Genomic DNA, 25296 nt, shown 5'->3' on the forward strand with positions numbered 1-25296 from the left:
GCAAACGTGATTGCGAAAGTGATTGCGAAGTAATTTGAACTCAGTAATGACGAATGTTTCTTGATAGTGATATCGAGGAATTATTCACATTACGGCATAACGCGTCAGGTGAAAGACCTGGCAAGTCCTTGAGATGACGGCGATATCTTGAAAGAGATGTCAAAGTTATAGGGTCAAGTGACTAAGAGCATGTGGTGGATGCCTTGGCGATTACAGGCGACGAAAGACGTGATAGCCTGCGATAAGCTTCGGGGAGCTGGCAAATAAGCTTTGATCCGGAGATTTCTGAATGGGGAAACCCACCTCGCAAGAGGTATCGCATACTGAATACATAGGTATGCGAGGCGAACCGGGTGAACTGAAACATCTCAGTAGCTCGAGGAAAAGACATCAACCGAGATTCCGAAAGTAGTGGCGAGCGAAATCGGAAGAGCCTTCTAGTGATAGCACGACTGTTAGCAAAACGGGATGGAAAGCCCGGCCATAGCAGGTGATAGCCCTGTATGCGAAAACAGACGTGTGGTACTAAGTTAGAGAAAAGTAGGGCGGGACACGAGAAATCCTGTCTGAATATGGGGGGACCATCCTCCAAGGCTAAATACTCGTAATCGACCGATAGTGAACCAGTACCGTGAGGGAAAGGCGAAAAGAACCCCGGGAGGGGAGTGAAATAGATCCTGAAACCGCATGCTTACAAAAAGTAGGAGCCCGCAAGGGTGACTGCGTACCTTTTGTATAATGGGTCAGCGACTTACATTCAGTGGCAAGGTTAACCGAATAGGGAAGCCGTAGAGAAATCGAGTCCGAATAGGGCGAATCAGTCGCTGGGTGTAGACCCGAAACCAAGTGATCTATCCATGGCCAGGATGAAGGTGCCGTAACAGGTACTGGAGGTCCGAACCCACTAGTGTTGCAAAACTAGGGGATGAGCTGTGGATAGGGGTGAAAGGCTAAACAAACTTGGAAATAGCTGGTTCTCTCCGAAAACTATTTAGGTAGTGCCTCAAGTATTACCTGCGGGGGTAGAGCACTGTTTAGGCTAGGGGGTCATGGCGACTTACCAAACCTATGCAAACTCCGAATACCGCAGAGTACAGCTTGGGAGACAGAGCACCGGGTGCTAACGTCCGGACTCAAGAGGGAAACAACCCAGACCGCCAGCTAAGGTCCCTAAAATTGGCTAAGTGGGAAACGAAGTGGGAAGGCTAAAACAGTCAGGATGTTGGCTTAGAAGCAGCCATCATTTAAAGAAAGCGTAATAGCTCACTGATCGAGTCGTCCTGCGCGGAAGATGTAACGGGGCTAAGCCAGTTACCGAAGCTGCGGATTTGCAATTTATTGCAAGTGGTAGGAGAGCGTTCTGTAGGCCTGTGAAGGTGTCTGGTAACGGATGCTGGAGGTATCAGAAGTGCGAATGCTGACATGAGTAGCGTTAAAGGGGGTGAAAAGCCCCCTCGCCGTAAGCGCAAGGTTTTCTACGCAACGTTCATCGGCGTAGAGTGAGTCGGCCCCTAAGGCGAGGCAGAGATGCGTAGCTGATGGGAAACAGGTCAATATTCCTGTACCGATCAATAGTGCGATGTGGGGACGGAGAAGGTTAGCTCAGCCAACTGTTGGATATGTTGGTTCAAGCCTGTAGTCGTGCTCGGTAGGCAAATCCGCCGGGCTTAGATGAGGGGTGATAACGAGTCTGCTTGCAGACGAAGTGAGTGATACCCTGCTTCCAGGAAAAGCCACTAAGCTTCAGCTATTGACGACCGTACCGCAAACCGACACTGGTGCGCGAGATGAGTATTCTAAGGCGCTTGAGAGAACTCAGGAGAAGGAACTCGGCAAATTGATACCGTAACTTCGGGAGAAGGTATGCCCCAAGTAGGTGAACTCGTACAGAGGGAGCCCAACGGGGTTGCAAAAAATCGGTGGCTGCGACTGTTTAATAAAAACACAGCACTCTGCAAACACGAAAGTGGACGTATAGGGTGTGACGCCTGCCCGGTGCTGGAAGATTAAATGATGGGGTGCAAGCTCTTGATTGAAGTCCCAGTAAACGGCGGCCGTAACTATAACGGTCCTAAGGTAGCGAAATTCCTTGTCGGGTAAGTTCCGACCTGCACGAATGGCGTAACGATGGCCACACTGTCTCCTCCTGAGACTCAGCGAAGTTGAAATGTTTGTGATGATGCAATCTCCCCGCGGAAAGACGGAAAGACCCCATGAACCTTTACTGTAGCTTTGTATTGGACTTTGAACAGATCTGTGTAGGATAGGTGGGAGGCTTTGAAGTGAGGACGCTAGTTCTCATGGAGCCAACGTTGAAATACCACCCTGGTGTGTTTGAGGTTCTAACCTAGGTCCATTATCTGGATCGGGGACAGTGCATGGTAGGCAGTTTGACTGGGGCGGTCTCCTCCCAAAGCGTAACGGAGGAGTTCGAAGGTACGCTAGTTACGGTCGGACATCGTGACGATAGTGCAATGGCATAAGCGTGCTTAACTGCGAGACTGACAAGTCGAGCAGATGCGAAAGCAGGACATAGTGATCCGGTGGTTCTGTATGGAAGGGCCATCGCTCAACGGATAAAAGGTACTCTGGGGATAACAGGCTGATACCGCCCAAGAGTTCATATCGACGGCGGTGTTTGGCACCTCGATGTCGGCTCATCTCATCCTGGGGCTGTAGCCGGTCCCAAGGGTATGGCTGTTCGCCATTTAAAGAGGTACGTGAGCTGGGTTTAAAACGTCGTGAGACAGTTTGGTCCCTATCTTCCGTGGGCGCTGCAGATTTGAGGAAGCCTGCTCCTAGTACGAGAGGACCGGAGTGGACACACCTCTGGTGTATCGGTTGTCACGCCAGTGGCATTGCCGAGTAGCTAAGTGTGGAAGAGATAACCGCTGAAAGCATCTAAGCGGGAAACTCGTTTCAAGATGAGATCTGCCGGGGCCTTGAGCCCCCTAAAGAGTCGTTCAAGACCAGGACGTTGATAGGTCAGGTGTGGAAGCGCAGTAATGCGTTAAGCTAACTGATACTAATTGCTCGTGCGGCTTGACCCTATAACTTTGATAGCCAACACGCAACCAGCGTGAAGCTCAAAGTCTGTTATGCCAAGTTAGACGCAGTCAAATACACAAAATCTGATTCCAGACTCTATGAATTCGCCAGGCAGTTCACAAAAACTGCCCAGCACCAAGTTATGCCTGATGACCATAGCAAGTTGGTCCCACTCCTTCCCATCCCGAACAGGACAGTGAAACGACTTTGCGCCGATGATAGTGCGGGTTCCCGTGTGAAAGTAGGTCATCGTCAGGCTCTTACAGCCCAGAAAACCCCAGTCAGATATGACTGGGGTTTTTTGCTTTGGGAAGGCATCGAAATGCGCCAGGGGCTGTGGCCGGTCAACGCTTGTGACACCGCAGTTCGCTGGGTTTGCATCGGACTTACCGGACCGCCAAGCGCAGGAAGCCCCTCATCTACGCAGTCCGCACAGCTCCAGATCTAACTGTCGGAATGGGCTCGCTCGCTTCAATCGATACGGCATAAGCTGATTGGTAGAACCTCGCGAGAAGCAAAGTGCACCCATTCCGCGCGCCCCCATATCCACCGCCTCTCTCAGCGGCGATATATCGTATGCGTCAGATAGGCAGCCGTCGGCCTTGTTCGAACACCAGCAGTTCACCTTTGCCGAACGCCGTCCACGTTTCGTTGGTCGTGAGGGGGCTGGTCACGATCACTGCCACCTGATCGTTCACGCCAGTCTCTTTCGAAAAATCCAGCTGGAGGTCTTGGTCACTCAGCTGCGCAGCGCCGAAGGGATGGCGGCGCTCTATGTAGTGCAGGTGGGTGGAGGCGTGTGCCCACAACGCCTGTCCATTGGAAAGCAGGAAATTGAATGTGCCGTGGGGCGCTATGCGCGCAGCGAGTTCCTTGAGCGTTAGCGTCAGCTCTGGAACAGAAGGCACGCTGGCGTGCGATTTGGCCAACTCCTGCATGATCCAGCAAAACGCATGCTCGCTGTCGGTATCGCCCACGGGGCGGAAATGCGAATGCAGGCGAGGGCGGAAGTCTTTCAAATCTCCGTTGTGGGCAAAGACCCAGTAGCGGCCCCACAGCTCACGCACGAACGGATGGCAGTTCTGCAGGCTCACCATGCCTTGGGTGGCCTTGCGGATATGGGCGATGACGTTTCGGCTCTTGATGGGGTAACGGCGAATGAGTTCGGCCACCGGTGAGTCCACGGCCGCCAGATGGTCCACGAAGTGCCGAAGCCCCTTGTCCTCAAAAAACGCGATGCCCCAGCCATCGGTATGGTGGTCGGTCTTCCCGCCGCGTTGCGCAAAGCCCGTGAAGCTGAAGGTCACATCGGTGGGCACATTGCAGTTCATGCCGAGGAGTTGGCACATGGCGGAGGTTCCGTTTCTTTGATTTCTTGAAAGGCTTGATGGGGCAATGCGCGCATCCGCCTTCAAGCATCAGGACAAGGCATGCCTGCTGTCAATCTGGCCGCGCCTCGCGCAGCTGCCAGGCGGCCACTAGCGCCAGCCCGCACAGAAAAGTCAGCATCAAAAAGGTTTCACCGAATGCTGCGATGCGCGCCGGGTTGCTTGCTCCGGCCGTCAACGAGGCACCATGTGCGCCGAGTCGCCATTCGAGCACGATGCCGCACAGGCTGACCCCGGCTGCGCCGCCCAGCATGCGCAAGAAGCCAATGGCGCTGGAGCCCTGAGAAATGAGCGACTTGTCCAGCGGGCGCATGGAGCCCAGATTCAGCGAGGGCAGAATGAAGCCGAGTCCGATGCGTCCCAGTATCGCAAAAGCGACGAGCATCCACAGCGACGAGCCAAGGCCCACAAACACCATCAGCCCGAACGACAGGGCCAGCAAACCGAGCCCGGTGCTGACCAACAAATGGGTGGGCTGCCGGTCCGCCAATCGGCCCACCATGGCGATGGTGGCGGCCAGAACGAATCCTGCCGGCAGCATGAGGGTGCCCACGTGCGATGCCGACAGCTCCAGCCCCAGTTGCATGAACACCGGCAACAGGTAGGTAGAGCCGAACAAGGCGGTGCCGTAGATGAATGCCACCACACTGCCCATGGCGAACTGCCGGTATTGGAAGAGGCGCAGGTCCATGAGCGGCTTGCGCCCGGTGCGCAGCAGCCTGCGTTGCCAGGCAATGAAACAGGCGACGGCCACCACAGCACCCATCAGCAAGCCCACCGCCTCGACGTGAGAGCCGCCATGCAGCGACACCAGGCCGTTCAGCAGGCACAGCGTTCCCACCGTACCCAGCAGAAGGCCTCGCCAGTCCAGCGCCTGGCCTTGCCGATTGGCCTCAACCCCTCCAGGGGCGGTGACCGGTACAAACTTGTACGCCAGCCAGATGGAGGCCAGGCAGAGTGGCACCACCATGAAAAAAATGGAGCGCCAGCCAAACCAATCCACCAGCAAACCGCCCATGCTCGGACCGATGGCCGGCGCCAGCACGACGCCCATGCCAAAGATGCCGCTGGCGCGCCCCTGCTCGTGGGGCTGGAAGGCATACAGGATGATGACGGCCGGGATGGGCTGCACCACACCCGCTGCCAGCCCCTCGGCGACGCGTGCTGCCAGCACCAGGCCAAAGTCGCGCGCCAAGCCGCCCCCCACACCGCCAACGAGCAGCAGCAACATCGCGCCCACATAAGTCGCGCGGTAACCGTACCGCGACAACAGCCAGGGGGTGGTGAGCATGGACACGGTGGTGGCCACCATGAACCCGGAGGTGACCCATTGGGCGCGCTCCTGGCCCAGTGAAAAGTAGTGGCTCATGTCCGGTATCGCCACGTTGACGATGGTGGAGGACATGATGGAAGCCATGGTGCCGACCATCACGGACAGCAACAACAGCCACCGGTAGCGCTCGCCATAACGCTCGCGCAATACGGCCAGAGACCCCGAAGCGGTGCTCATGAAGCGATCCAGCAGAGAGGCGATGCCACGGGGTCAGTGACGGAGGGAGGCTGCACCACTCAGGATGTGCGCTCCAGCCAGAGCTTGCCGCCCGTGGCCCAGTTCTCGCGCTTCACGTCCGTAATCAGGATGTCCACCGACTCGGGCGAGCCGCCCAGGATCTCGACGGATACGCGGGTGATCTCTTCCACCAGCTTCTTCTTTTGCTCGACCGTGCGGCCTTCCATCATTTCGATGTGGTACGTGGGCATGTCTTGTTCCTTCGCGCGCTGTGAAGACAGCGAAAAGCCCAAATCATATCGGCGAAGGCGGGTGGCCTGCGGCGGAGGGTTGCTGTGCGTCTGGCGCCGGCGCGCCGCAAGCCGCGCAGATACAGACCTTGCCGCGTGCCTCCTGCGGCAAAGCGGCCAAGGCCGCAGGGTCGATGGTCTGCGTCATGCACCAGCAGCTTTCTGCTGGGAGACCCGCCGCGATAGCGCACTGATTGGGCTGCCCGCACAGCGGGCAGACAGACGGAACGGGGTGGGTAGGTGGTGCTGCAGGCATAGGAGTAAGCGCGTGGGCGTCGGTGCCAGTGTACGGCGCAGCTTGCCCCAAACGCGGTCGCCGCTTCTCACACAACTGGACAAGGTGAGTCGGAGTACTGCCTGAAACAAAAATAGCTGCTAGCGCACATATTTATTGTGCTAGCAGCTATCAAAAGTGGAGTGGTCAGCGCCGTGAATACGGCACTGCCTGCAGTCGGGAATCAGGCCGCTTGTGCTGCCTTCAGCTTCAGGCGCCAGGCGTGCAGCAGTGGCTCGGTGTAGCCGCTGGGCTGTTCCATGCCCTTGAAGACCAAGTCACACGCTGCCTTGTAGGCCATGCTGGTGGCAAAGTGTCCGGCCATGGGCTGATACAGCGGGTCACCCGCGTTCTGCTGGTCCACCACGGCGGCCATGCGCTCGAAGGTCTCGCGCACCTGGGCTTCTGTCACCACGCCATGGTGCAGCCAGTTGGCCATGTGCTGGCTGCTGATGCGCAGCGTGGCGCGGTCTTCCATCAGGCCCACGTTGTGGATGTCAGGCACCTTGGAGCAGCCCACGCCCTGGTCCACCCAGCGCACCACGTAGCCCAGAATGCCCTGGGCGTTGTTGTCCAGCTCCTGCTGCTTCTCGGCGTCGCTCCAGTTCGGGGCGGCGGCCACGGGCACGGTCAGCAGGCCGGTCAGCAGGTTGTCGCGCTCGGCGGTCACATCGGTTTTTTCCAGCTCGATCTGGATGTCGCTCACCTTCACCTGGTGGTAGTGCAGCGCGTGCAGCGTGGCACCCGTGGGGCTGGGCACCCAGGCGGTGTTGGCACCGGCCTTGGGGTGGGCGATCTTCTGCTTGAGCATCTCGGCCATCAGGTCGGGCATGGCCCACATGCCCTTGCCGATCTGCGCCTTGCCGCGCAGGCCGCACGACAGGCCCACGAGCACGTTGTTCTTCTCGTACGATTGAATCCAGGCGCTGGTCTTCATGTCGCCCTTGCGCACCATAGGACCAGCGTGCATGGCGGTGTGCATTTCGTCGCCGGTGCGGTCCAGGAAGCCGGTGTTGATGAAGGCCACGCGGGCCGATGCGGCGGCGATGCAGGCCTTCAGGTTGACGGATGTGCGGCGCTCCTCGTCCATGATGCCCAGCTTCACGGTGTTGGCAGGCAGGCCCAGCAGTTGCTCCACGCGGCCGAACAGGTCGCTCGCAAAGCCCACCTCGGCGGGGCCGTGCATCTTGGGCTTGACGATGTAGACGCTGCCCTTGCGGGAGTTGCGGATGCCGTTGGCGCCATGGCCTTGCAGGTCGTGCAATGCGATAGCCGTTGTGACGACTGCATCCATGATGCCTTCGGGGATCTCGCGCTGCGCACCTTGCGCATCGGTCCACAGGATGGCCGGATTCGTCATCAGGTGGCCCACATTGCGCAGGAACATCAGCGAGCGGCCATGCAGGCGCACTTCTCCGCCTTGGGGGCCCGTGTAGATGCGATCAGGGTTCAGCCCGCGCGTGAAGGTCTTGCCGCCCTTGGCGACCTGCTCGGTCAGCGTGGCCTGGATGATGCCCAGCCAGTTGCTGTAGCCCAGCACTTTGTCCTCGGCGTCCACGGCGGCCACGGAGTCTTCCAGGTCCAGGATGGTGGACAGGGCCGCTTCCAGCACCAGATCGCTCACGCCTGCGGCATCGGACTGGCCGATGGGCGTGCTGCGGTCGATCTGGATATCGAGGTGCAGGCCGTTGTGCTGCAGCAGCACCGACGACGGTGCGGCGGCATTGCCCTGGTAGCCCTTGAACTGCGACGCGTCCTTCAGGCCTGTGGTGCTGCCGTTGGCGAGTGACACCACCAGCTGGCCGCCTTCCACTTTGTAGCCCGTCGAATCCTTGTGCGAGCCCGAGGCCAATGGCGCCGTGTCGTCCAGCACCTGGCGCGCAAACGCAATCACCTTGGCGCCGCGCACGGGGTTGTAGCCCTTGCCCTTTTCGGCGCCGTCAGTCTCGGGGATCGCATCCGTGCCATACAGCGCGTCATACAGGCTGCCCCAGCGCGCGTTGGCGGCGTTGAGTGCATAACGTGCGTTCAGGATGGGCACCACCAGCTGCGGGCCGGCCTGCGTGGCCAGCTCGTCGTCCACGTTGGTGGTGGTGGCCTTCACGTCGGCAGGCTGGGGCACCAGGTAGCCGATCTTTTCGAGAAAGCCGCGGTAGGCCACCATGTTCTGGATGGGGCCGGGGTTGGCCTTGTGCCAGGTGTCCAGCTCGGTTTGCAGGCGGTCGCGCTCGGCCAGCAGGGCGATGTTGCGTGGGGCCAGGTCGGACACGATGGCGTCAAACCCTTTCCAGAAGGCGGCGGCGTCCACCCCCGTGCCGGGCAGCACCTTGTCTTCGACAAAGCGGTACAGGGAGGTGGCCACTTGCAGGCCGTGGACTTGGGTGCGTTCGGTCATGGGGTGCCTCAAGAAGAGTGGTGAAAACGGAGATCAATGAAAAACGGTGCCCGCAACAGCAGGCCATGGACAGACTGTATTGCAAATGTTTGCCCACATAAATACGCTGAAAATCTCTAAACCAGTGACTTTTACGCAAAACTGGTGACAGTCCGTAGTCACCCTGAATGGTGCTTTCGCCCGTTACCCACTACGCTGCGCGCACAACAAACCCACCGGGAGACAAACCCATGCAGGCACCCCTGGACGCCAGCGCGCTCAACGCGGCCCACAAGAACAAGATCGTGAGCGCCGCCGATGCCGTGCAGCTCATCCACGACGGCGACACCGTGGCCACGGGCGGCTTTGTGGGCATCGGCTTTGCCGAGAGCATTGCGGTGGCGCTGGCCCAGCGCTGGGAAACGACCCAAACCCCGCGCGACCTCACGCTGGTCTACGCCGCAGGCCAGGGCGACGGCAAGCAGCGGGGCCTCAACCACCTGGGCCACGCCGGCCTGCTCAAGCGCGTGATCGGCGGGCACTGGAGCCTGGTGCCGCGCATCCAGAAGCTGGCGGTGGACAACCAGATCGAGGCCTGGAACCTGCCCCAGGGCGTGATCACGCATTTGTTTCGCGACATCGCTGCAGGCAAGCCCGGCACGCTCACGCGCGTGGGCCTGGACACCTTTGTGGACCCGCGCCACGGCGGCGGCAAGCTCAACGCGCGCACCACCGAAGACCTGGTGCGCATCCTGCCCATCGACGGGCAGGACTACCTGTTCTACAAAGCCTTTCCGATCCACGTGGGCATCATCCGCGCGACCACGGCCGACGCCGACGGCAACCTCACCATGGAGCGCGAGGCGCTCACGCTCGAAGCGCTGGCGATTGCCATGGCCGCGCGCAACTCGGGCGGCGTGGTCATCGCCCAGGTCGAGCGCATCGCAGAGCGCGGCACGCTCAACCCCCGGCAGGTGAAGGTGCCCGGCGTGCTGGTGGACGCCGTGGTGCTGGCCACCGAGCCAGCGCACCACCACCAGACCTTCGCCGAGCCCTACAGCGCCGCGTTTGCGGGCGAGCTGCGTGTGCCCATGGACACGCTGGAGGCGATGCCGCTCACCGAGCGCAAGATCATCGCCCGCCGCGCAGCGCTGGAGCTGCGGCCGCACCAGGTGGTCAACCTGGGCATCGGCATGCCCGAGGGTGTGGCCAATGTGGCGGCTGAAGAGCGCATCATCGACCTCGTCACGCTCACGGCCGAGCCCGGCGTGATCGGCGGCATCCCCGCCGGCGGGCTGAACTTTGGCGCGGCCGTGAACCCGCAGGCCATCATCGACCAGCCCAACCAGTTCGACTTCTACGACGGCGGTGGCCTGGACATCGCGATCCTGGGCCTGGCGCAGGCCGACCAGCACGGCAACCTCAACGTGAGCAAGTTCGGGCCGCGCCTGGCTGGTGCGGGCGGCTTCATCAACATCAGCCAGAACGCCAAGACCGTGGTGTTTGTCGGCACCTTCACGGCGGGTGCGCTGCAGGTGGAGGCGGTGGACGGCCACCTGCACATCCTGCACGAAGGCGGCGCGCGCAAGCTGGTGCGCGAGGTCGAGCACCGCACCTTCAGCGGCGCCGAGGCGCTGCGGCGCGGCCAGCGCGTGTTGTATGTGACCGAGCGCTGCGTGTTCCGCCTGGTGCCCTCGGGCGAGGTGGATGGCGGCGGTGCGCTGGAGCTGATCGAGTTGGCGCCCGGCATCGACCTGCAGCACGATGTGCTGGCCCACATGGCATTCACGCCGCGCATCAGCCCCGGCCTGCAGACCATGGACCTGCGCCTGTTCGAGCCCGGCCCGCTGGGCCTGCGCGAGCAGCTGCTCAACCGCCCGCTGGTGCAGCGCTTTGAGCTGGACGCAGCGCGCCAGCTGCTGCACATCGACTTCTCGGGGCTGCAGATCAACACCGCCAGCACCATCGACGCCATCGAGCAGGAGGTGCGCCGCCTGCTCGCCCCGCTCGCCGCACAGGGCGAGCGCGTGGGCGTGATCGTGAACTACGACCACTTCACCATCGCCCCCGACCTGGCCGACGCCTACACCGCCATGGTGCAGGGCCTCACGCGCGACCTCTACACCGAGGTCAAGCGCTATGGCACCGTGGGGTTCCTCAAGTCGCGCCTGGTGTGAAGTGGGGGTGATGCTGGTTTACTATCATTTATGTAGCTGCTCAGGCATATTCCACTAGCGCATGCGGCCTGTTTGGCTTCAAAACCGATCACAGGCCGTGCCCAAGTCCGTCACCAGGCCCTTCTCCGCTTTATCCCCATAATCAGCGCCCATGGACAAACTCAAGGCCTTCGAATCCTTTGTGTCGGTGGCAACACGCGGCAGCCTCACCGCTGCGGCCAAGGCCGAGGGCGTGGCGCCGGCCATCATGGGGCGGCGGCTCGATGCGCTGGAAGAACACCTGGGCGTGAAGCTCTTGGTGCGCACCACGCGCCGCATCAGCCTCACGCATGAGGGCAGTGCGTTTCTGGAAGACTGCCAGCGCCTGTTGTCCGACGTGGCCAATGCCGAGGCCAGCGTGTCCGAAGGGGGCGTCAAGGCCACGGGCCATTTGCGCATCACCGCACCGGCCGGCTTTGGCCGCCGCCATGTGGCGCCGCTGGTACCACGTTTTCGCACCGCCCACCCGGACGTGACCATCTCGCTCAACCTCAGCGACCGCGTGGTGGACCTGGCGGGCGAGGGCTATGACTGCGCCGTGCGCGTGGGCGACCTGCCCGACTCGTCGCTGGTCAGCGTGCGCATTGCCGACAACCGCCGCCTGTGCGTGGCCACACCCGCCTACCTGCAGCGCCACGGCACGCCGCGCCACCCCAGCGAGCTGGTGCAGCACGACTGCCTCACGCTGTCGAGCGAGGCATCGCAAACACGGGGCTGGGCGTTCCGCATGCCGGTCGAGGGCGGTGGCACCGAGGTCATCCACCTCAAGCCCGGCGGCCCGCTCGATTGCTCGGACGGGCAGGTGCTGCACGACTGGTGCCTGGCGGGCTACGGCATTGCCTGGCGCAGCACCTGGGAGGTGGAGGCCGAGATCGCCGCAGGCCGCCTGGTGGAGGTGCTGCACGATTTTGCGGCGCCGCCCAACGGCATCTATGTGGTGTTTCCGCAGCGCAAGCACATGCCGCTGCGGGTGCGGCTGTGGATCGAACACCTCAAGCACCAGTACGCACAGCCCGCGTTCTGGAAAGGCCCGCAGGCCGGCGGTTGATAGCCCCCGTGGCAGACTGCACAACACTCCATGTCCACCGCGCCCACACTCCTCGTTGCTGACGACCACCCGCTGTTCCGTGCGGCTGTGCTGCACGTGCTGCGCGAGCGGCTGCCGCAGTTTCGCACGCTGGAGGCGGCCAGCGCCGCCACGCTGGGCCAGGCGCTGCAGGACCACCCCGAGGTCGAGCTGGTGCTGCTGGACCTGAGCATGCCCGGTACGCGCGGCTTCTCGGCCCTGTTGCATGTGCGCGGCGAATACCCCGAGCTGCCCGTGGTCATCATCTCGTCCAACGACCACCCCCGCGTCATCCGCCGCGCCCAGCAGTTTGGTGCTGCGGGCTTCATCCCCAAGTCCGCGCCCGCCGACGCCATGGGCGACGCCATCCAGGCCGTGCTGGACGGCGGCAGCTGGTTCCCGCCCATGGCGGCCGAGCGCTCCGAGGCCGACGCCGAGCTGGCCGCGCGGCTCGCGCAGCTCACGCCCCAGCAATTCCGCGTGCTGCTCTGCCTGGCCGATGGTTTGCTCAACAAGCAGATCGCGGCCACGCTGGGTCTGGCCGAGAACACCGTCAAGGTGCATGTCACCGCCATCCTGAAAAAGCTGGAGTGCTACAGCCGCACGCAGGCGGCTGTGCTGGTCAAAAGCCTGGAGACGGAAGACGGCGTGTCTTCCTGAGGTGGAGATCTGCATCAAAACGGCCGCTGTCGCTTATTCAAAAAGCCCTGGACGCTACTAAAAGCGTAGCGACGAGCGCAGCCTCTCCACCCGGGCGCAGCACCCTGCGCGAGGCGCCGTGCAAGGGCCGCCCCGCCGCGCAGCGGCTCAGGGGGATGCTCCCTGTCTCAGCAGCGTCTGGCTCACCAGCGCCCGCAGCGCGGGGGCGCGCACCGGCTTGGCCAGAAAGCCCCAGCCGCGTTCGGCGGCCTGGCGGCGCAGGGTGGCATCGCGCTCGGCGGTGACCAGGATCACGGCGGGTGTCTGGCCCCAGCGCTGGCACAACTGCGCGAACACTTCGGGGCCGTGGAGGCCCGCGCCCAGGTGCACGTCCAGCAGCACCAGCTGCGGCGCCTGGCCGGGCTGGGCGGCGGCCAGGGCATCGGGCGCGCCAGCGGCCAGTGGCACCGTGCAGCCCCAGCGCTGCAGCAGAGCCTGCGTGGCGGCGCAGGTAGGGCCGTCGTCATCAATGACCCAGGCGCTGCTGCCTTGCAGGGGGGCGTCGTCGGCGGGTTGCTGCGTGGTGGCGGGGGGCGCAGCCTGCTGCGCGGCGGCGGGGTTGCCCAGCGGCACACACACCCAGAACACGCTGCCGCGCCCCAGTTGCGAGCGCAGGCCGATCTCGTGCCCCAGCAAGCGGCCCAGGCGTTCGACGATGGCCAGGCCCAGGCCTGCGCCCCGGTCGTCGGCCCGGCCTTCGTCCAGGCGGCGGAACTCTTCAAAAATCTCGCGTTGCAAGGCTTCGGGGATGCCGGGGCCCTGGTCGTGCACCTCGATGCGCAGGTGGTGGTCGCCCACCCTGCGGCAGCCCACCACGATGCGCCCGCGCCGGCTGTAGCGGATGGCGTTGGAGACAAAGTTCTGCAGGATGCGGCGCAGCAGGTTGTCGTCGGTGCGGACCACGGCGCGCGTGGGCACGCAGCGCAGTTGCAGGCCCTGGCTTTCGGCCAGCACGCCAAAGTTGTGGCCCAGCACCTGTAGCAGCGGGCCCAGCGCCACGTCGTGGATGTGCACGTCGAACTGGCCCGACTCCATGCGCGAGATGTCGAGCAGGCTGTTGAGGATGGCGTCCTGCGCGGCCAGGGCGCCGTCGATGCTGTCCACGGCGTGCCGTTCGGCGTCGCCTGGCAGATGGCTGCGCAGCAGCGAGGTGAACATGCGTGCGGCGTTCAGGGGCTGCAGCAGGTCGTGCACGGCGGCGGCCACAAAGCGGGTTTTGGAGCGGTTGGCCTGCTCGGCCTCGCGCCGCGCGGCGTCCAGGTCGCGGGTGCGGTCGGCCACGCGCTGCTCCAGCGCATCGGCCAGCGATCGCAGCTCGCGTGCGGCGTTCTTGTAGCTGGTGATGTCGGCGTAGCTGGTCACAAAACCGCCCTCGGGCAGCGGGTTGCCCCGGATCTCCAGCACCGTGCCGTCGCCCTTGGCGCTTTCGTGCAGGTGGGGCGTGGCGCTGCGCAGGTGGGCCAGGCGGCGTTCGATGGCTTCTTCCACCGGGCCCGGGCCCAGCAGGCCCCGGCGCGCGTTGTGGCGCATCAGGTCTTCAATGGGGCGGCCCACCTGCATCAGGTCGGCGGGGTAGCGGAACAGCTGCACATAGCGCGAGTTCCACGCCACCAGCTTCAGGTCGGCATCGATGATGACCACCCCCTGGGGCAGGTGTTCCAGACTGCGGGAGAGGCCCATGTCAGCCTGCTGCGCCGCCTGCACGATGCCGTCCTGCGCGGTGCGCAGCTCCTGCGCGTGCTGTTGCAGAACGGTCTCCAGCTCCTGGCGGCTGCGCTGGCGCAGGCGGGCCAGGCGCTGGCGCTGGCGCACAAACAGCACCAGCAGCGACAGGGCCAGCCAGCCTCCGCCCCCGGCTGCGGCCGCCCAGCGGCTGTCGGCAATGCTGCTGTGGGTGGTGTGCACCAGGTGCAGTTGCCAGGGCGTGCCGGGCAGGGGCTGGGTCAGCCACAGCATGCGGCCGGGCGGGGCGGGCATGTCAGCGGACGGTTGCACGCGCACCAGCCGCCCGCCGTTGTCCAGGCGGTCGTCCACGCGGACGTCGAGCGGGCGCAGCGGCTGGTCGGAGTACTGCCGGGTGGCGTTCAGCTCGCGGCGCTCTTCGTCGTCCAGCGGCTCCAGCAGGCGGTAGCGCCAGGCGTCCTGGCTGGCGAGAAAGACCACGCCATGCGCGTCCGACGCGAGCACGATGTCGGGTGTCTGCAGCCATTCGCGCTCCAGCTCCTGCAGCGCAATCTTGATGGCCACCAGCCCCAGGATGTGGCCGCTGTCGTCACGGATGGCCTGCGACAGGAAGTAGCCCGGCTCGCCCGTGGTCACGCCAATGCCGTAGAAGCTTCCGCGCCCCTGGGCCAGGGCCTGCTGCACATAGGGGCGAAAACTGTAGTCCACGCCCACGTTGCTGGTGGCCGTGCGCCAGTTGCTGGCGGCCACGGCCAGGCCGTCGCGGTCGAGCAGGGTGAGGGTGGAGGACTGGCTGGCGCCGTTGGCCTGCTCCAGCTTGCGGTTGAGCTGCGCTATCTCGTCGGTGCTCAGGGTGCGGCGCAGGGCGTCCTGCAACTGCGCGTCCAGGGCCAGCACCTCGGGCAGGGTGCGGTAGCGGTCGATGCGCTGGGCCAGCGTCTGCCCGTACAGGGCCAGCTGGCGCTGCACGCTCTCGCTTTCGTCCAGCAAGGACCGGTGCCAGGCCCACTGGCCGGCCGCGAACATGCTGGCCACCGTGCCTGCTAGCAGGATGAGCAGCGTCCAGAACTGGCGAAGGCGGGGCGTGGGCATGGGAATCCAGCGGGGTGGTTGTGCGGCACCAAGGCCAATTGGGTGCGGGTGGGAGTGTGCTGCACCAGGCTGGGGACTAAGTAGTTACCCTGATTTGGTGCACGCGTTCTCCTATGAAGCCGCTCTCGACTAATACCAATAGGTTATCGGCTGAAACAAAGTGCAGCGGTACAAACGGCACCCTTGACGCGCGCCGGAGGCACCCCGGTGGTGCAGACCCGTGACCCCAGGAGACCCGTTCCATGCACAACCATTCCGCTCCCGCAGCCTCGACCTTGAAGCTGCCTTTTTATCGGCAACTGTACTTCCAGGTGGTGTTCGCCATCGTCCTGGGCGTTCTGCTGGGCCATTTCGAGCCGTCCTACGGCGAGGCGCTCAAGCCGCTGGGTGACGCGTTCATCAAGCTGGTCAAGATGATCATCGCTCCGGTGATCTTCCTGACCATCGTGACCGGCATCGCTGGCATGTCGCAGCTCTCCACCGTGGGCCGCGTGTTCGGCAAGGCCATGGCGTACTTCCTGTTCTTCTCCACGCTGGCCCTGGTGGTGGGCCTGGTGGTGGCCAACGTGGTGCAGCCCGGCGCGGGCATGAACATCAATGTGGCCGACCTCGACCAGACGGCTGTGAAGGGCTACGTGGCCAAGTCGCACGAGATGACGCTCACGGGCTTTGCGATGGACATCATCCCCAAGACGCTGGTGAGCCCGTTTGTGGGCGACAACATCCTGCAGGTGCTGCTGGTGGCCGTGCTGTTTGGCATTGGCTTGGCCATGGTGGGTGAGGCAGGCCGTCCGGTGCTGAACTTTCTGGACGCGCTGACGACGCCCGTGTTCAAGGTGGTGGGCATCGTGATGAAGGCCGCGCCTCTGGGTGCATTTGGTGCCATGGCGTTCACCATTGGCAAGTTTGGCCTGGGCTCACTGGTCAATCTGGCCTGGCTGGTGGGTTCGTTCTACATCACGTCGCTGCTGTTTGTGGTGGTGATCCTGGGCTTTGTGGCGCGCCTGTGTGGCTTCTCGGTGTTCAAGCTGATCCGCTACCTCAAGGCCGAGCTGATGCTGGTGCTGGGCACGTCTTCATCTGAATCCGCCCTGCCATCGCTGATGGAAAAGATGGAAAAGGCCGGTTGCAGCAAGTCGGTGGTGGGCCTCGTGGTGCCCACGGGCTACTCGTTCAACCTGGACGGCACCAACATCTACATGACGCTGGCCGCGCTGTTCATCGCCCAGGCCACCAACACCGAGCTGACGCTGGGCCACCAGGTGGCGCTGTTGCTGGTGGCGATGCTGTCGTCCAAGGGCGCAGCGGGTGTGACGGGCGCGGGCTTCATCACCCTGGCCGCCACCCTGGCCGTGGTGCCCGAAGTGCCCGTGGCCGGCATGGCGCTGATTCTGGGCGTGGACCGCTTCATGAGCGAATGCCGCTCGCTGACGAATTTCATCGGCAACGCCGTGGCCACGGTGGTTGTCTCCCGCTGGGAAAACGCGCTGGACCAGGAACGCCTGGACGCGGCGATGAATGGCCATCCGCTGCCACTCGCGGTGTCAGCGGCGTCGGCGCCCGTGGTGCCGGCGGATGTGCCTGTGGCCACGGTGGCGCGCACTGTGGCCTGATCGCTGGCACCTGCTGCAATAGCGCTCTCAGCGGCGCGGGNCCCGCGCCGCTTTTTTGCGCGGTGTTTGCGGCAACGCCATCGCGCACAATGGTGGCCCTGCCTGACGGCCGTGTGCGCGCTTGCTGCGGTTCAGAAGCCTCGGGCGCTACAAGGAACCCTCACCATGACCCTCGAAGCCTTCCTGGCCGCTTTTCACCTTCTGGCCATCCTGACCTTTGTGGTTTTTCTGTCCAGCCAGGCGGCGCTGTGCCGTATCGAGTGGCTCAACGCCGCCGTGGTCGAGCGCCTGGCCCGGCTGGATGTGATCTACGGTGTGGCCGGTGCGGTCATGATTGGGAGCGGCGTGGCCCGGTTGATCTGGGGCGTGAAGGGCGCTTCTTGGTACCTTTCGCAGCCCCTTTTTCACATCAAGATCACCCTGGTGCTGGCCATGGTCCTGCTGTCGTTTGTGCCCTCGGCCGCGTTCCGCCGCTGGCGCCAGAACCTGCGCAGCACCGGTGCGCTGCCGCCCGCCGCAGAGGTCGCGCGGGTCCGCCGCCTGGTGATGATCCAGTCGCATGTGCTGCCCGTGGTGGCTGTGATTGCGGTGTTCTGGGCGCGCGGCTGGTAAGCGCAAATACCCCCCAATAAAAAAAGCCCGCCCGGCTTGATGCCGGCGGGCTTTTCTTTGTCTGAGCCGGTGGCGCTGCACCGGGTATGAACTTACTTCACTTCTTCAGGCAATCGCTCATGAAGGCCTTGCGCTCATCGCCCTTGAGGGTCTTGGCCTTGGCATCGGCGTTGCAGGTTTTCATCTTGTCCTGCTGGGTGGCGGGCTTGTTGCTCAGGCAGGTCTTCATGAAGGCTTTGCGCTCGTCGCCCTTCATGTCTCCAGCGTCCTTGTTGCAGGTCGCCATCTTCGATTGCTGTTTGGTAGGGGCCTTGGCGTCTTCGGCGGCGTGGGCACCAAAGCCCAGTGTCAGCGCCAGGCCGAGTGCAGTCAGGGAAAGAAGCTTTTTCATGGAATCTCCTGGTGTGAATGCGTTATGGGGGGTCCCGGTGGCATTGCACCATAGAACATGGCGTGCGACAACGCGCACAAGTCATGACAACCTTGTGCGGGGCTTGGTGGCCGCTGCCGCGTGAAAGGCTTTCAGTGTCGTTTGGATCTGCCGGGGGTCGTGCGCCAGCCCGCCGAGGGCAAACACCACATCACCCCGTTGCTGCCAGCGTTTGAGGGTCTTGATGATCACGCCCAGCGCAGAGTCTCTGTGGGCGGGGCGCAACTTGACCAGGATCACGCCTTCGTAGCCGTCCAGGTGCACACGTTCCATGGCTTCCCAGGGCACGGTGTGCGGGTCGTCCTGGCGCAGATCGGTGATGCCGGTGGCGTCAATGACCACCGCCGGGTCTTGCTCCCGGTAGGCCTCCAGGGCGGACCGGCCCAGGGTTCCGCCCACACAGAAGGAGACGAATGCGGCGCACAGGCAGAGGGCCGTGAGCAGCCGGTCGTTCGATGCCAAAGCCCCATAGAGCGAGAAGGCCAGGCATACCGCCATCAGCATCACAAAAGGCACCTGAAACACCAGGGTCCAGCGGCGCCGATAGAGCAGGATGGGCTGGGGTTGCACGCGCAATCTCCGGTTGAAAGGGCATTGCGGCCCATTGTGCCTTTGGCTGCGGGATGCCTCCTGGCGGCGCGTCTGGCGCCTTGCTGCTGGCAGACCCGTAAAATCCTCCGATGCTCACAGCCAAAAATGAATTGCTCGCTGCGCTCGCAGCCGAGCTGGAAAACCTGTCCCCCGGCGCTGGCGCCAAGGCGGCATTTGAATCTCCCAAGGTGGCGGCCCATGGCGACTTCGCCTGCACCGCAGCCATGCAACTGGCCAAGCCCCTCAAGCTCAACCCGCGCGCACTGGGGGAACAGCTCAAGACCGCACTCGAAGCCACGCCCGCCTTTCAGCGCTGGGTGTCCGCCATTGAAATCGCGGGCCCGGGCTTTCTGAACATCCGCCTCCAACCCGCCGCCAAGCAGGAGGTGGTGCGTGAGGTGCTGGCGGCCGGAGAGCGCTTTGGTTACCAAGCCAGCAACGGCCAGCAGGTGCTGGTCGAGTTCGTGTCGGCCAACCCTACGGGTCCGCTGCATGTGGGCCACGGCCGCCAGGCCGCTTTAGGCGATGCCATCTGCAACCTGTTCAGCACCCAAGGCTGGAAGGTGCACCGCGAGTTCTATTACAACGACGCCGGCGTACAGATCGACACGCTGACCAAGAGCACGCAGCTGCGCGCCAAGGGCTTCAAACCCGGCGACGACTGCTGGCCTACCGACAGCGAGAACCCGCTGGCCAAGAACTTCTACAACGGCGACTACATCGCCGACATCGCCGAGGCCTTCAAGGCCAAGGCCACGGTGAAGGCCGACGACCGCGAGTTCACGGCCAACGGCGATGTGGAGGACTACGACAACATCCGCCAGTTTGCGGTGGCATACCTGCGCAACGAGCAGGACAAGGACCTGCAGGCCTTCAACCTCCAGTTCGACGAGTACTACCTCGAATCCAGCCTGTACACCAGCGGCCGCGTCGAGGCCACGGTGAACAAGCTCGTCGCCAACGGCAAGACCTACGAGCAGGACGGTGCGCTGTGGCTCAAGTCCACCGATTACGGCGACGACAAGGACCGCGTCATGCGCAAGCAGGACGGCACCTTCACCTATTTCGTGCCCGACGTGGCGTACCACATTGCCAAGTGGGAGCGCGGCTTCACCAAGGTCGTCAACATCCAGGGCACGGACCACCACGGCACCATCGCCCGCGTGCGCGCCGGCCTGCAGGCGGCCGATGTGGGGATCCCCAAGGGTTACCCCGACTACGTGCTGCACACCATGGTGCGGGTGGTCAAGGGCGGCGAAGAGGTCAAGATCAGCAAGCGTGCCGGCAGCTATGTCACGCTGCGCGATTTGATCGAGTGGACCAGCAAGGATGCGGTGCGCTTCTTCCTGCTCAGCCGCAAGCCCGATACCGAGTACACCTTCGACGTGGACCTGGCCGTGGCACAGAACAACGACAACCCCGTGTACTACGTGCAGTACGCGCATGCCCGCATCCAGTCGGTGCTGCGTGCGTGGCAAGAGGCGGGCGGTGGTGATGTGGCTTCGCTCAAGGATGTGGACCTGTCTGCCCTCGAAGGCCCGCAGGCCCAGGCGCTGATGCTGCAACTGGCCAAGTACCCCGAGATGCTCACCGCCGCCGCCGACGGTGAGGCGCCGCACGATGTGACCTTCTACCTGCGCGACCTGGCCGCCAGCTACCACAGCTATTACGATGCCGAGCGCATCCTCGTGGACGACGAGGCCGTGAAGAAGGCGCGCCTGGCGCTGGTCGCTGCCACCGCCCAGGTATTGCACAATGGCCTGGCCGTGCTGGGCGTGTCGGCCCCGGCCAGAATGTAAGCAGTTACTACCAATATGAAAAAGCAACAGACGGGCGGGACCATTGTCGGCTTCATCGTCGGGGTCATCGTGGGCCTGGGCGCGGCGCTGGCCGTGGCCGTGTACGTGACCAAGGTGCCGGTACCCTTCCTGAACAAGGGCAATGGCCGTGGTGCCGACCTGGACGCAGCGGAGTCCCAGAAAAACAAGAACTGGGACCCGAACTCGCCGCTGTATGGCAAGAACCCGGCCCGCCCTGCGGCGCCAGCGGTGGCGGCAGCCGCGTCAGCCCCTGCATCCGCTCCCGCCCCTGAGGTGCGCGCCGCCGCGTCGGCTGCCAAGCCTGCCGCGAGCAAGCCAGACGCCAAAGCCGAGGCCAAGGCCGAGAGCAAGCCGGGCGCTGACCCGCTGGGCGATCTGGCCGTGGCCAAGGCCGCGGCCAAGGGCAGTGTGGACCCGTTTGACTACTTTGTGCAGGCGGGCGCCTTCCGCACCCAGGCCGACGCAGACGCCCAGCGCGCCAAGCTGGCCATGCTGGGCTGGGAGGCCCGCGTGAGCGAGCGTGAGCAAAATGGCCGGGCGGTCTTCCGGGTGCGCATCGGTCCTTTCACCAAGCGTGACGATGCCGAAGTGCTCAAAGAGAAACTCGATGGCGCCGGGCTGGAATCGGCGCTGGTGCGTGTGCAGCGCTGATCGGCCTGTGGCTGTGAACAGGGGCCTGTGCATACAGCGCCACCACCAGGGCTGAACTTTTTGTAAAGGGATGTCTCACATCCCGCATACCTGAACCAGGAGAGTCTTTGTCATGAAACGCCGTGAGTTTTCTTTGTCCGCCGCCTCGGCGGTTGCCGCTTCTGCCCTGACGCTGCCAGTGGCCAACCCCGCCATGGCGCAAGCCCGCCAGTTCAAGGAGGGCAAGGACTTCAAGCGGCTGGACAAGCCCGTCGCCCCCGATGCGCCGGCCGGCAAGGTCGATGTGATCGAGTTCTTCTGGTACAGCTGCCCCCACTGCAACGCCTTCGAGCCCACGCTGGACGCCTGGGTCAAGGCTGCGCCCAAGGACCTCTCTATCCGCCGCGTGCCTGTGGCGTTCAACGCCAGCTTCGTGCCCCAGCAAAAGCTGTACTACACGCTCGAAGGCATGGGCAAGCTCGACGCCCTGCACGCCAAGGTCTTCCGTGCCATCCACGTGGAAAAGGCCAAGCTCGCCAAGGACGACGAAATCCTGGCCTGGGTGACCCAGCAGGGCGTGGACGCGGCCAAGTTCAAGGAGGTCTACGGCTCCTTCAGCGTGGCCAACCAGGTGCGTCGCGCCTCGCAGCTGCAAGATTCGTACGGTGTTGAGGGCGTGCCTTCCATGGGTGTGGCAGGCAAGTACTACACCGACGGCACGATGGCCGGCAGCATGCAAACCGTGTTGCAGGTGGTCGAATACCTGGCGGCCACGGCACGCAAAGCCTGACGATGTGCCGACCCTGTCGGCAAGTTGTCCCAAAGGCCCGCTGACGCGGGCTTTTTTTTCAGGGTGGGTACCATCGGGTGGCTACAATCATTGCAAGATTCGTGCCCTATGACCCACCGCCTACTCCCCCTCCTTGTGCTCGCAGCCCTGACCGGCCTTGCGGGCATGGCACACGCCGAAAAGGCTGACCGTGCCAAGCCCATGAACATCGAGGCCGACGCCCTGCGCCACGATGAACTCAAGCAGACCAGCGTGTTCTCGGGCCGCGTGGTGATGACCAAGGGCACCATCGTGCTGCGCGGCGCGCGGCTGGATGTGCGCCAGGACGCCGACGGCTACCAGTACGGCGTGGTCACGGCCGAGGCGGGCAAACGGGCGTTCTTCCGCCAAAAGCGCGACACCGTGGCGGGGGCGCCTGACGAGTTCATCGAAGGCGAAAGCGAAGTCATCGAATACGACGGCAAGGCCGACAACGTGCGCTTCATCACCCGCGCCGAACTCCGCCGGTACCGTGGGTCGGTATTGAACGACGAGATCACCGGCGCCGTGATCGTCTACAACAACCTCACCGACGTGTTCACCGTCGATGGCCAGAAGGCACCAGCCTCTTCTGCTGCGGCGGGCGACACACCAGCGCCCGGTGGTCGTGTGCGCGCCGTGCTGGCGCCCAAAGACCCTCCGCCCGGTGCGGCAGCCCCGGCCCCAGCGCCTGACGCGCCCGCACCGGCGCTGCGCCCCAGCAACAGCCTTGGCGGCGGCGCCAAGTGAGCGGGCCTGCTGTGAGTACCGGTCCTGACTCCCAGGCGGGGAGCCGCCTGGAGGTACAGCATCTGGCCAAATCCTATGGCAGCCGCAAGGTCGTCAAGGATGTGTCGTTGGTGGTGCAAAAAGGCGAGGTTGTGGGGTTGCTCGGCCCCAACGGCGCGGGCAAGACCACATCCTTTTACATGATCGTGGGCCTGGTGCGCAGCGATGCCGGCGATATTCGCATCGACGGCCACTCGGTCGCCCACATGCCCATCCACCGCCGCTCGCGGCTGGGTCTGTCGTACCTGCCGCAAGAAGCCTCGATCTTCCGCAAGCTCACCGTCGAAGAAAACGTGCGTGCGGTGCTGGAACTGCAGCGCGCCGATGACGGCCAGCCGCTGTCGCGCGACGCCATCGAAGAGCGCCTGACGGCACTGCTGCAAGAGCTGCGTGTGGACCACCTGCGTGCCTCGCCCGCACTGGCGCTGTCCGGTGGCGAGCGCCGCCGCGTCGAGATCGCCCGCGCCCTGGCCACCCAGCCGCGTTTCATCCTGCTGGACGAGCCTTTTGCCGGCATCGACCCGATTGCAGTGATCGAGATCCAGCGCATCATCGGCTTCCTCAAGGCACGCGGTATTGGTGTGCTCATCACCGACCACAACGTGCGCGAGACGCTGGGCATCTGCGACCACGCCTTCATCATCAGCGACGGCCGCGTGCTGGCGCAGGGCACGCCCTCCGAGATCGTGGACAACGCCGAAGTACGCCGCGTGTACCTCGGCGAGCATTTCCGCATGTGATGAAGCCTGGACTGTCGCTGCGCGTCTCGCAGCACCTTGCATTGACCCCCCAGCTCCAGCAGTCCATCCGGCTGCTGCAGTTGTCCACGCTCGAACTCTCGCAGGAAGTCGAGCAGATGCTCGACGAAAACCCGTTCCTCGAACGCAACGCCGACGAAGCACCGCGCGAGGAGTTTGGCCTGGAAGCCGCCGACACGCCCGCGCAGGCCGACGACTACGGCGCTGATGATGCTATGTTTTCAGGAGCTGTCAGCGCAAGTAGTACTAGCGCTGAGAGCCAAAACGAGGCTGAAATCCCAAGTGGAGGCGCTGACGAGCCCGACTGGAGCGGCGACGGCACCGTCGAGATGGCGCCCAACGACGCCGAGTGGGGTGGCGACGCCCCGGCGCGCACCCGCAACGATGCGGAAGGCGACGAGGCCGACGCCACCGAGCTGGCCCGTTCGCACGAATCGCTCACCGCCTTTTTGCACCGCCAGGCACTGTCGCTGCGGCTGTCTGAAGTGGACACGGCCGCGCTGCGTTTTCTCATTGAATCGCTGAACGACGACGGCTACCTCGAAGAGCCTCTGGAAGAACTCGCCACCAGCCTGGCCGGGCCCGACGATCTGGAGCAGATCGAAGAACTGGTGCACCGCTTCACCGTGGCCCAGCGCCTGCTGCAGAGCCTGGAGCCCGTGGGCGTGGGCGCGCGCAACCTGGCCGAATGCCTGACGCTGCAGCTCACCGCGCTGGCGGCCGACGAAGACAGCGACGCCGACCCCGAGACCGTGCAGACCGCGCTGCGCATCTGTCAGCAGCCGCTGGAGATGCTGGCCCGCCGCGACATCCGCCGCCTGACGCAGCTGTGCAGCGAAGGTGGCGTGGCCGGAGAAGAACGCACCCGGTCTGCCATGGCACTCATCGCCCGCCTGGAGCCTCGCCCTGGCCGCCGTTTTGCCGACGTAGAGCGCAATATCATCATCCCCGACGTCATCGTGCGCAAAGCCGGCCGCGCCAACGGGCGGGACGGCCAGCACAACTTCATCGTGCAGCTCAACCCCGACGTGATGCCCCGTCTGCGCGTGCACGACATCTACGCTGGCGCGCTACGAGGCCACAAGGGCGGCGAAGGCCACCAGGGCATGCAGCAGCGCCTGCAGGAGGCGCGCTGGTTCATCAAGAACATCCAGCAGCGCTTTGACACCATCCTGCGCGTCTCGCGCGCCATCGTCGAGCGGCAGAAGAACTTCTTCACCCACGGCGAGCTGGCCATGCGCCCCCTGGTGCTGCGCGACATCGCCGACGAACTGGGTCTGCACGAGTCCACCATCAGCCGCGTGACCACGGCCAAGTACATGGCCACGCCGATCGGTACCTACGAGCTGAAGTACTTCTTTGGCTCTGGCCTGGGCACCGAGACCGGTGGCAATGCGTCCAGCACGGCCGTGCGCGCACTGATCAAGCAGTTCGTGTCCGCCGAAAACCCGGCCAAGCCGCTGTCCGACAGCCAGATCGCCGAGATGCTCAAGGAGCAGGGCATCGAGTGCGCACGCCGCACCGTGGCCAAGTACCGCGAGGCGCTCAAGATCGCGCCAGCGAATTTGCGCAAGGCGCTTTAGCGCTCCCGGCGTGGAGGCGCGC

19 protein-coding genes and 2 rRNA genes are annotated in these 25296 nt (G+C 63.8%); 13 read left to right on the forward strand and 8 right to left on the reverse strand.

The genetic code is table 11. From position 1 onward, the window contains the following. The first annotated feature begins 171 nt into the window (after positions 1–171). Together ACTJKQ_RS07960 and rrf are read left to right on the forward strand one after the other, a co-directional pair. Positions 172–3050: ribosomal RNA gene (locus tag ACTJKQ_RS07960) — 23S ribosomal RNA — on the forward strand. Between the two features lie 143 nt (positions 3051–3193). Further along, positions 3194–3306 (forward strand): 5S ribosomal RNA (gene rrf, locus ACTJKQ_RS07965). A 323-nt stretch (positions 3307–3629) separates the two neighbouring features. On the opposite strand, the gene ACTJKQ_RS07970 is transcribed toward rrf, so the two are convergent. The 5 genes from ACTJKQ_RS07970 to ACTJKQ_RS07990 form a co-directional block, all read right to left on the reverse strand. Beyond that, positions 3630–4397, reverse strand: a complete 768-nt coding sequence (locus ACTJKQ_RS07970; RefSeq protein ID WP_440596529.1) for a class II glutamine amidotransferase — start codon at positions 4395–4397, stop codon at positions 3630–3632. Positions 4398–4488: 91 nt separating this feature from the next. Then, a complete protein-coding gene (locus ACTJKQ_RS07975; RefSeq protein ID WP_440596530.1) occupies positions 4489–5946 on the reverse strand; it encodes a DHA2 family efflux MFS transporter permease subunit in 1458 nt (485 codons plus the stop codon). Positions 5947–6005: 59 nt separating this feature from the next. Next, complete coding sequence (locus ACTJKQ_RS07980; protein WP_015016108.1) at positions 6006–6197, reverse strand: 4-oxalocrotonate tautomerase; 192 nt, start codon at positions 6195–6197, stop codon at positions 6006–6008. Positions 6198–6240: 43 nt separating this feature from the next. Continuing rightward, positions 6241–6492 (reverse strand): cysteine-rich CWC family protein, encoded by a 252-nt coding sequence (locus ACTJKQ_RS07985; protein ID WP_260668809.1) that lies wholly within the window; start codon positions 6490–6492, stop codon positions 6241–6243. A gap of 202 nt (positions 6493–6694) precedes the next feature. After that, positions 6695–8905, reverse strand: coding sequence for a malate synthase G (locus ACTJKQ_RS07990; protein WP_440596531.1), 2211 nt, complete (start codon positions 8903–8905; stop codon positions 6695–6697). A gap of 230 nt (positions 8906–9135) precedes the next feature. On the opposite strand from ACTJKQ_RS07990, the gene ACTJKQ_RS07995 reads away from it, so the two are divergent. The 3 genes from ACTJKQ_RS07995 (at position 9136) to ACTJKQ_RS08005 (ending at position 12826) form a co-directional block, all read left to right on the forward strand. Continuing rightward, a complete protein-coding gene (locus tag ACTJKQ_RS07995; RefSeq protein ID WP_440596532.1) occupies positions 9136–11061 on the forward strand; it encodes an acyl CoA:acetate/3-ketoacid CoA transferase in 1926 nt (641 codons plus the stop codon). Between the two features lie 151 nt (positions 11062–11212). After that, the gene (locus ACTJKQ_RS08000) at positions 11213–12148 is read left to right on the forward strand and encodes a LysR family transcriptional regulator (protein WP_015016104.1); all 936 of its coding nucleotides are present in this window, start codon (positions 11213–11215) and stop codon (positions 12146–12148) included. 30 nt (positions 12149–12178) lie between these two features. Beyond that, positions 12179–12826, forward strand: a complete 648-nt coding sequence (locus ACTJKQ_RS08005) for a LuxR C-terminal-related transcriptional regulator (RefSeq protein WP_056747781.1) — start codon at positions 12179–12181, stop codon at positions 12824–12826. A 147-nt stretch (positions 12827–12973) separates the two neighbouring features. Here ACTJKQ_RS08005 and ACTJKQ_RS08010 read toward each other — a convergent pair whose 3' ends face one another. Then, the gene (locus ACTJKQ_RS08010) at positions 12974–15640 is read right to left on the reverse strand and encodes a hybrid sensor histidine kinase/response regulator (protein WP_440596533.1); all 2667 of its coding nucleotides are present in this window, start codon (positions 15638–15640) and stop codon (positions 12974–12976) included. Between the two features lie 242 nt (positions 15641–15882). Here ACTJKQ_RS08010 and ACTJKQ_RS08015 point away from each other — a divergent pair, with 242 nt between their 5' ends. Then, positions 15883–17253, forward strand: a complete 1371-nt coding sequence (locus tag ACTJKQ_RS08015) for a dicarboxylate/amino acid:cation symporter (RefSeq protein ID WP_056747783.1) — start codon at positions 15883–15885, stop codon at positions 17251–17253. 165 nt (positions 17254–17418) lie between these two features. Continuing rightward, a complete protein-coding gene (locus ACTJKQ_RS08020) occupies positions 17419–17865 on the forward strand; it encodes a DUF2214 family protein (RefSeq protein ID WP_056065213.1) in 447 nt (148 codons plus the stop codon). A gap of 97 nt (positions 17866–17962) precedes the next feature. On the opposite strand, the gene ACTJKQ_RS08025 is transcribed toward ACTJKQ_RS08020, so the two are convergent. Together ACTJKQ_RS08025 and ACTJKQ_RS08030 are read right to left on the reverse strand one after the other, a co-directional pair. Continuing rightward, positions 17963–18256, reverse strand: a complete 294-nt coding sequence (locus ACTJKQ_RS08025) for a PsiF family protein (RefSeq protein ID WP_056065216.1) — start codon at positions 18254–18256, stop codon at positions 17963–17965. 81 nt (positions 18257–18337) lie between these two features. Continuing rightward, the gene (locus ACTJKQ_RS08030) at positions 18338–18865 is read right to left on the reverse strand and encodes a hypothetical protein (RefSeq protein ID WP_440596534.1); all 528 of its coding nucleotides are present in this window, start codon (positions 18863–18865) and stop codon (positions 18338–18340) included. 110 nt (positions 18866–18975) lie between these two features. On the opposite strand from ACTJKQ_RS08030, the gene argS reads away from it, so the two are divergent. The 6 genes from argS to ACTJKQ_RS08060 all read left to right on the forward strand — a co-directional run bounded on the left by argS (position 18976) and on the right by ACTJKQ_RS08060 (position 25274). After that, entirely contained in the window at positions 18976–20685 is a 1710-nt protein-coding gene (argS, locus tag ACTJKQ_RS08035; RefSeq protein WP_056065218.1) for an arginine--tRNA ligase, read from the forward strand. A gap of 15 nt (positions 20686–20700) precedes the next feature. Next, the gene (locus ACTJKQ_RS08040; RefSeq protein WP_056747785.1) at positions 20701–21357 is read left to right on the forward strand and encodes an SPOR domain-containing protein; all 657 of its coding nucleotides are present in this window, start codon (positions 20701–20703) and stop codon (positions 21355–21357) included. Positions 21358–21469: 112 nt separating this feature from the next. Beyond that, complete coding sequence (locus ACTJKQ_RS08045) at positions 21470–22126, forward strand: thiol:disulfide interchange protein DsbA/DsbL (RefSeq protein ID WP_146872007.1); 657 nt, start codon at positions 21470–21472, stop codon at positions 22124–22126. Positions 22127–22234: 108 nt separating this feature from the next. Further along, complete coding sequence (gene lptA / locus ACTJKQ_RS08050) at positions 22235–22894, forward strand: lipopolysaccharide transport periplasmic protein LptA (RefSeq protein ID WP_056065224.1); 660 nt, start codon at positions 22235–22237, stop codon at positions 22892–22894. Then, on the forward strand, positions 22891–23673 hold the full coding sequence (gene lptB, locus ACTJKQ_RS08055) for an LPS export ABC transporter ATP-binding protein (protein WP_056065226.1): 783 nt from the start codon (positions 22891–22893) through the stop codon (positions 23671–23673). The genes lptA and lptB overlap by 4 nt, the downstream gene beginning before the upstream one ends. Further along, positions 23673–25274, forward strand: coding sequence for an RNA polymerase factor sigma-54 (locus ACTJKQ_RS08060; protein WP_440596535.1), 1602 nt, complete (start codon positions 23673–23675; stop codon positions 25272–25274). The genes lptB and ACTJKQ_RS08060 overlap by 1 nt, the downstream gene beginning before the upstream one ends. Positions 25275–25296: the final 22 nt, after the last annotated feature.

Source organism: Acidovorax sp. 22279 (assembly GCF_052045435.1).
Classification (GTDB): domain Bacteria; phylum Pseudomonadota; class Gammaproteobacteria; order Burkholderiales; family Burkholderiaceae_C; genus Acidovorax; species Acidovorax delafieldii.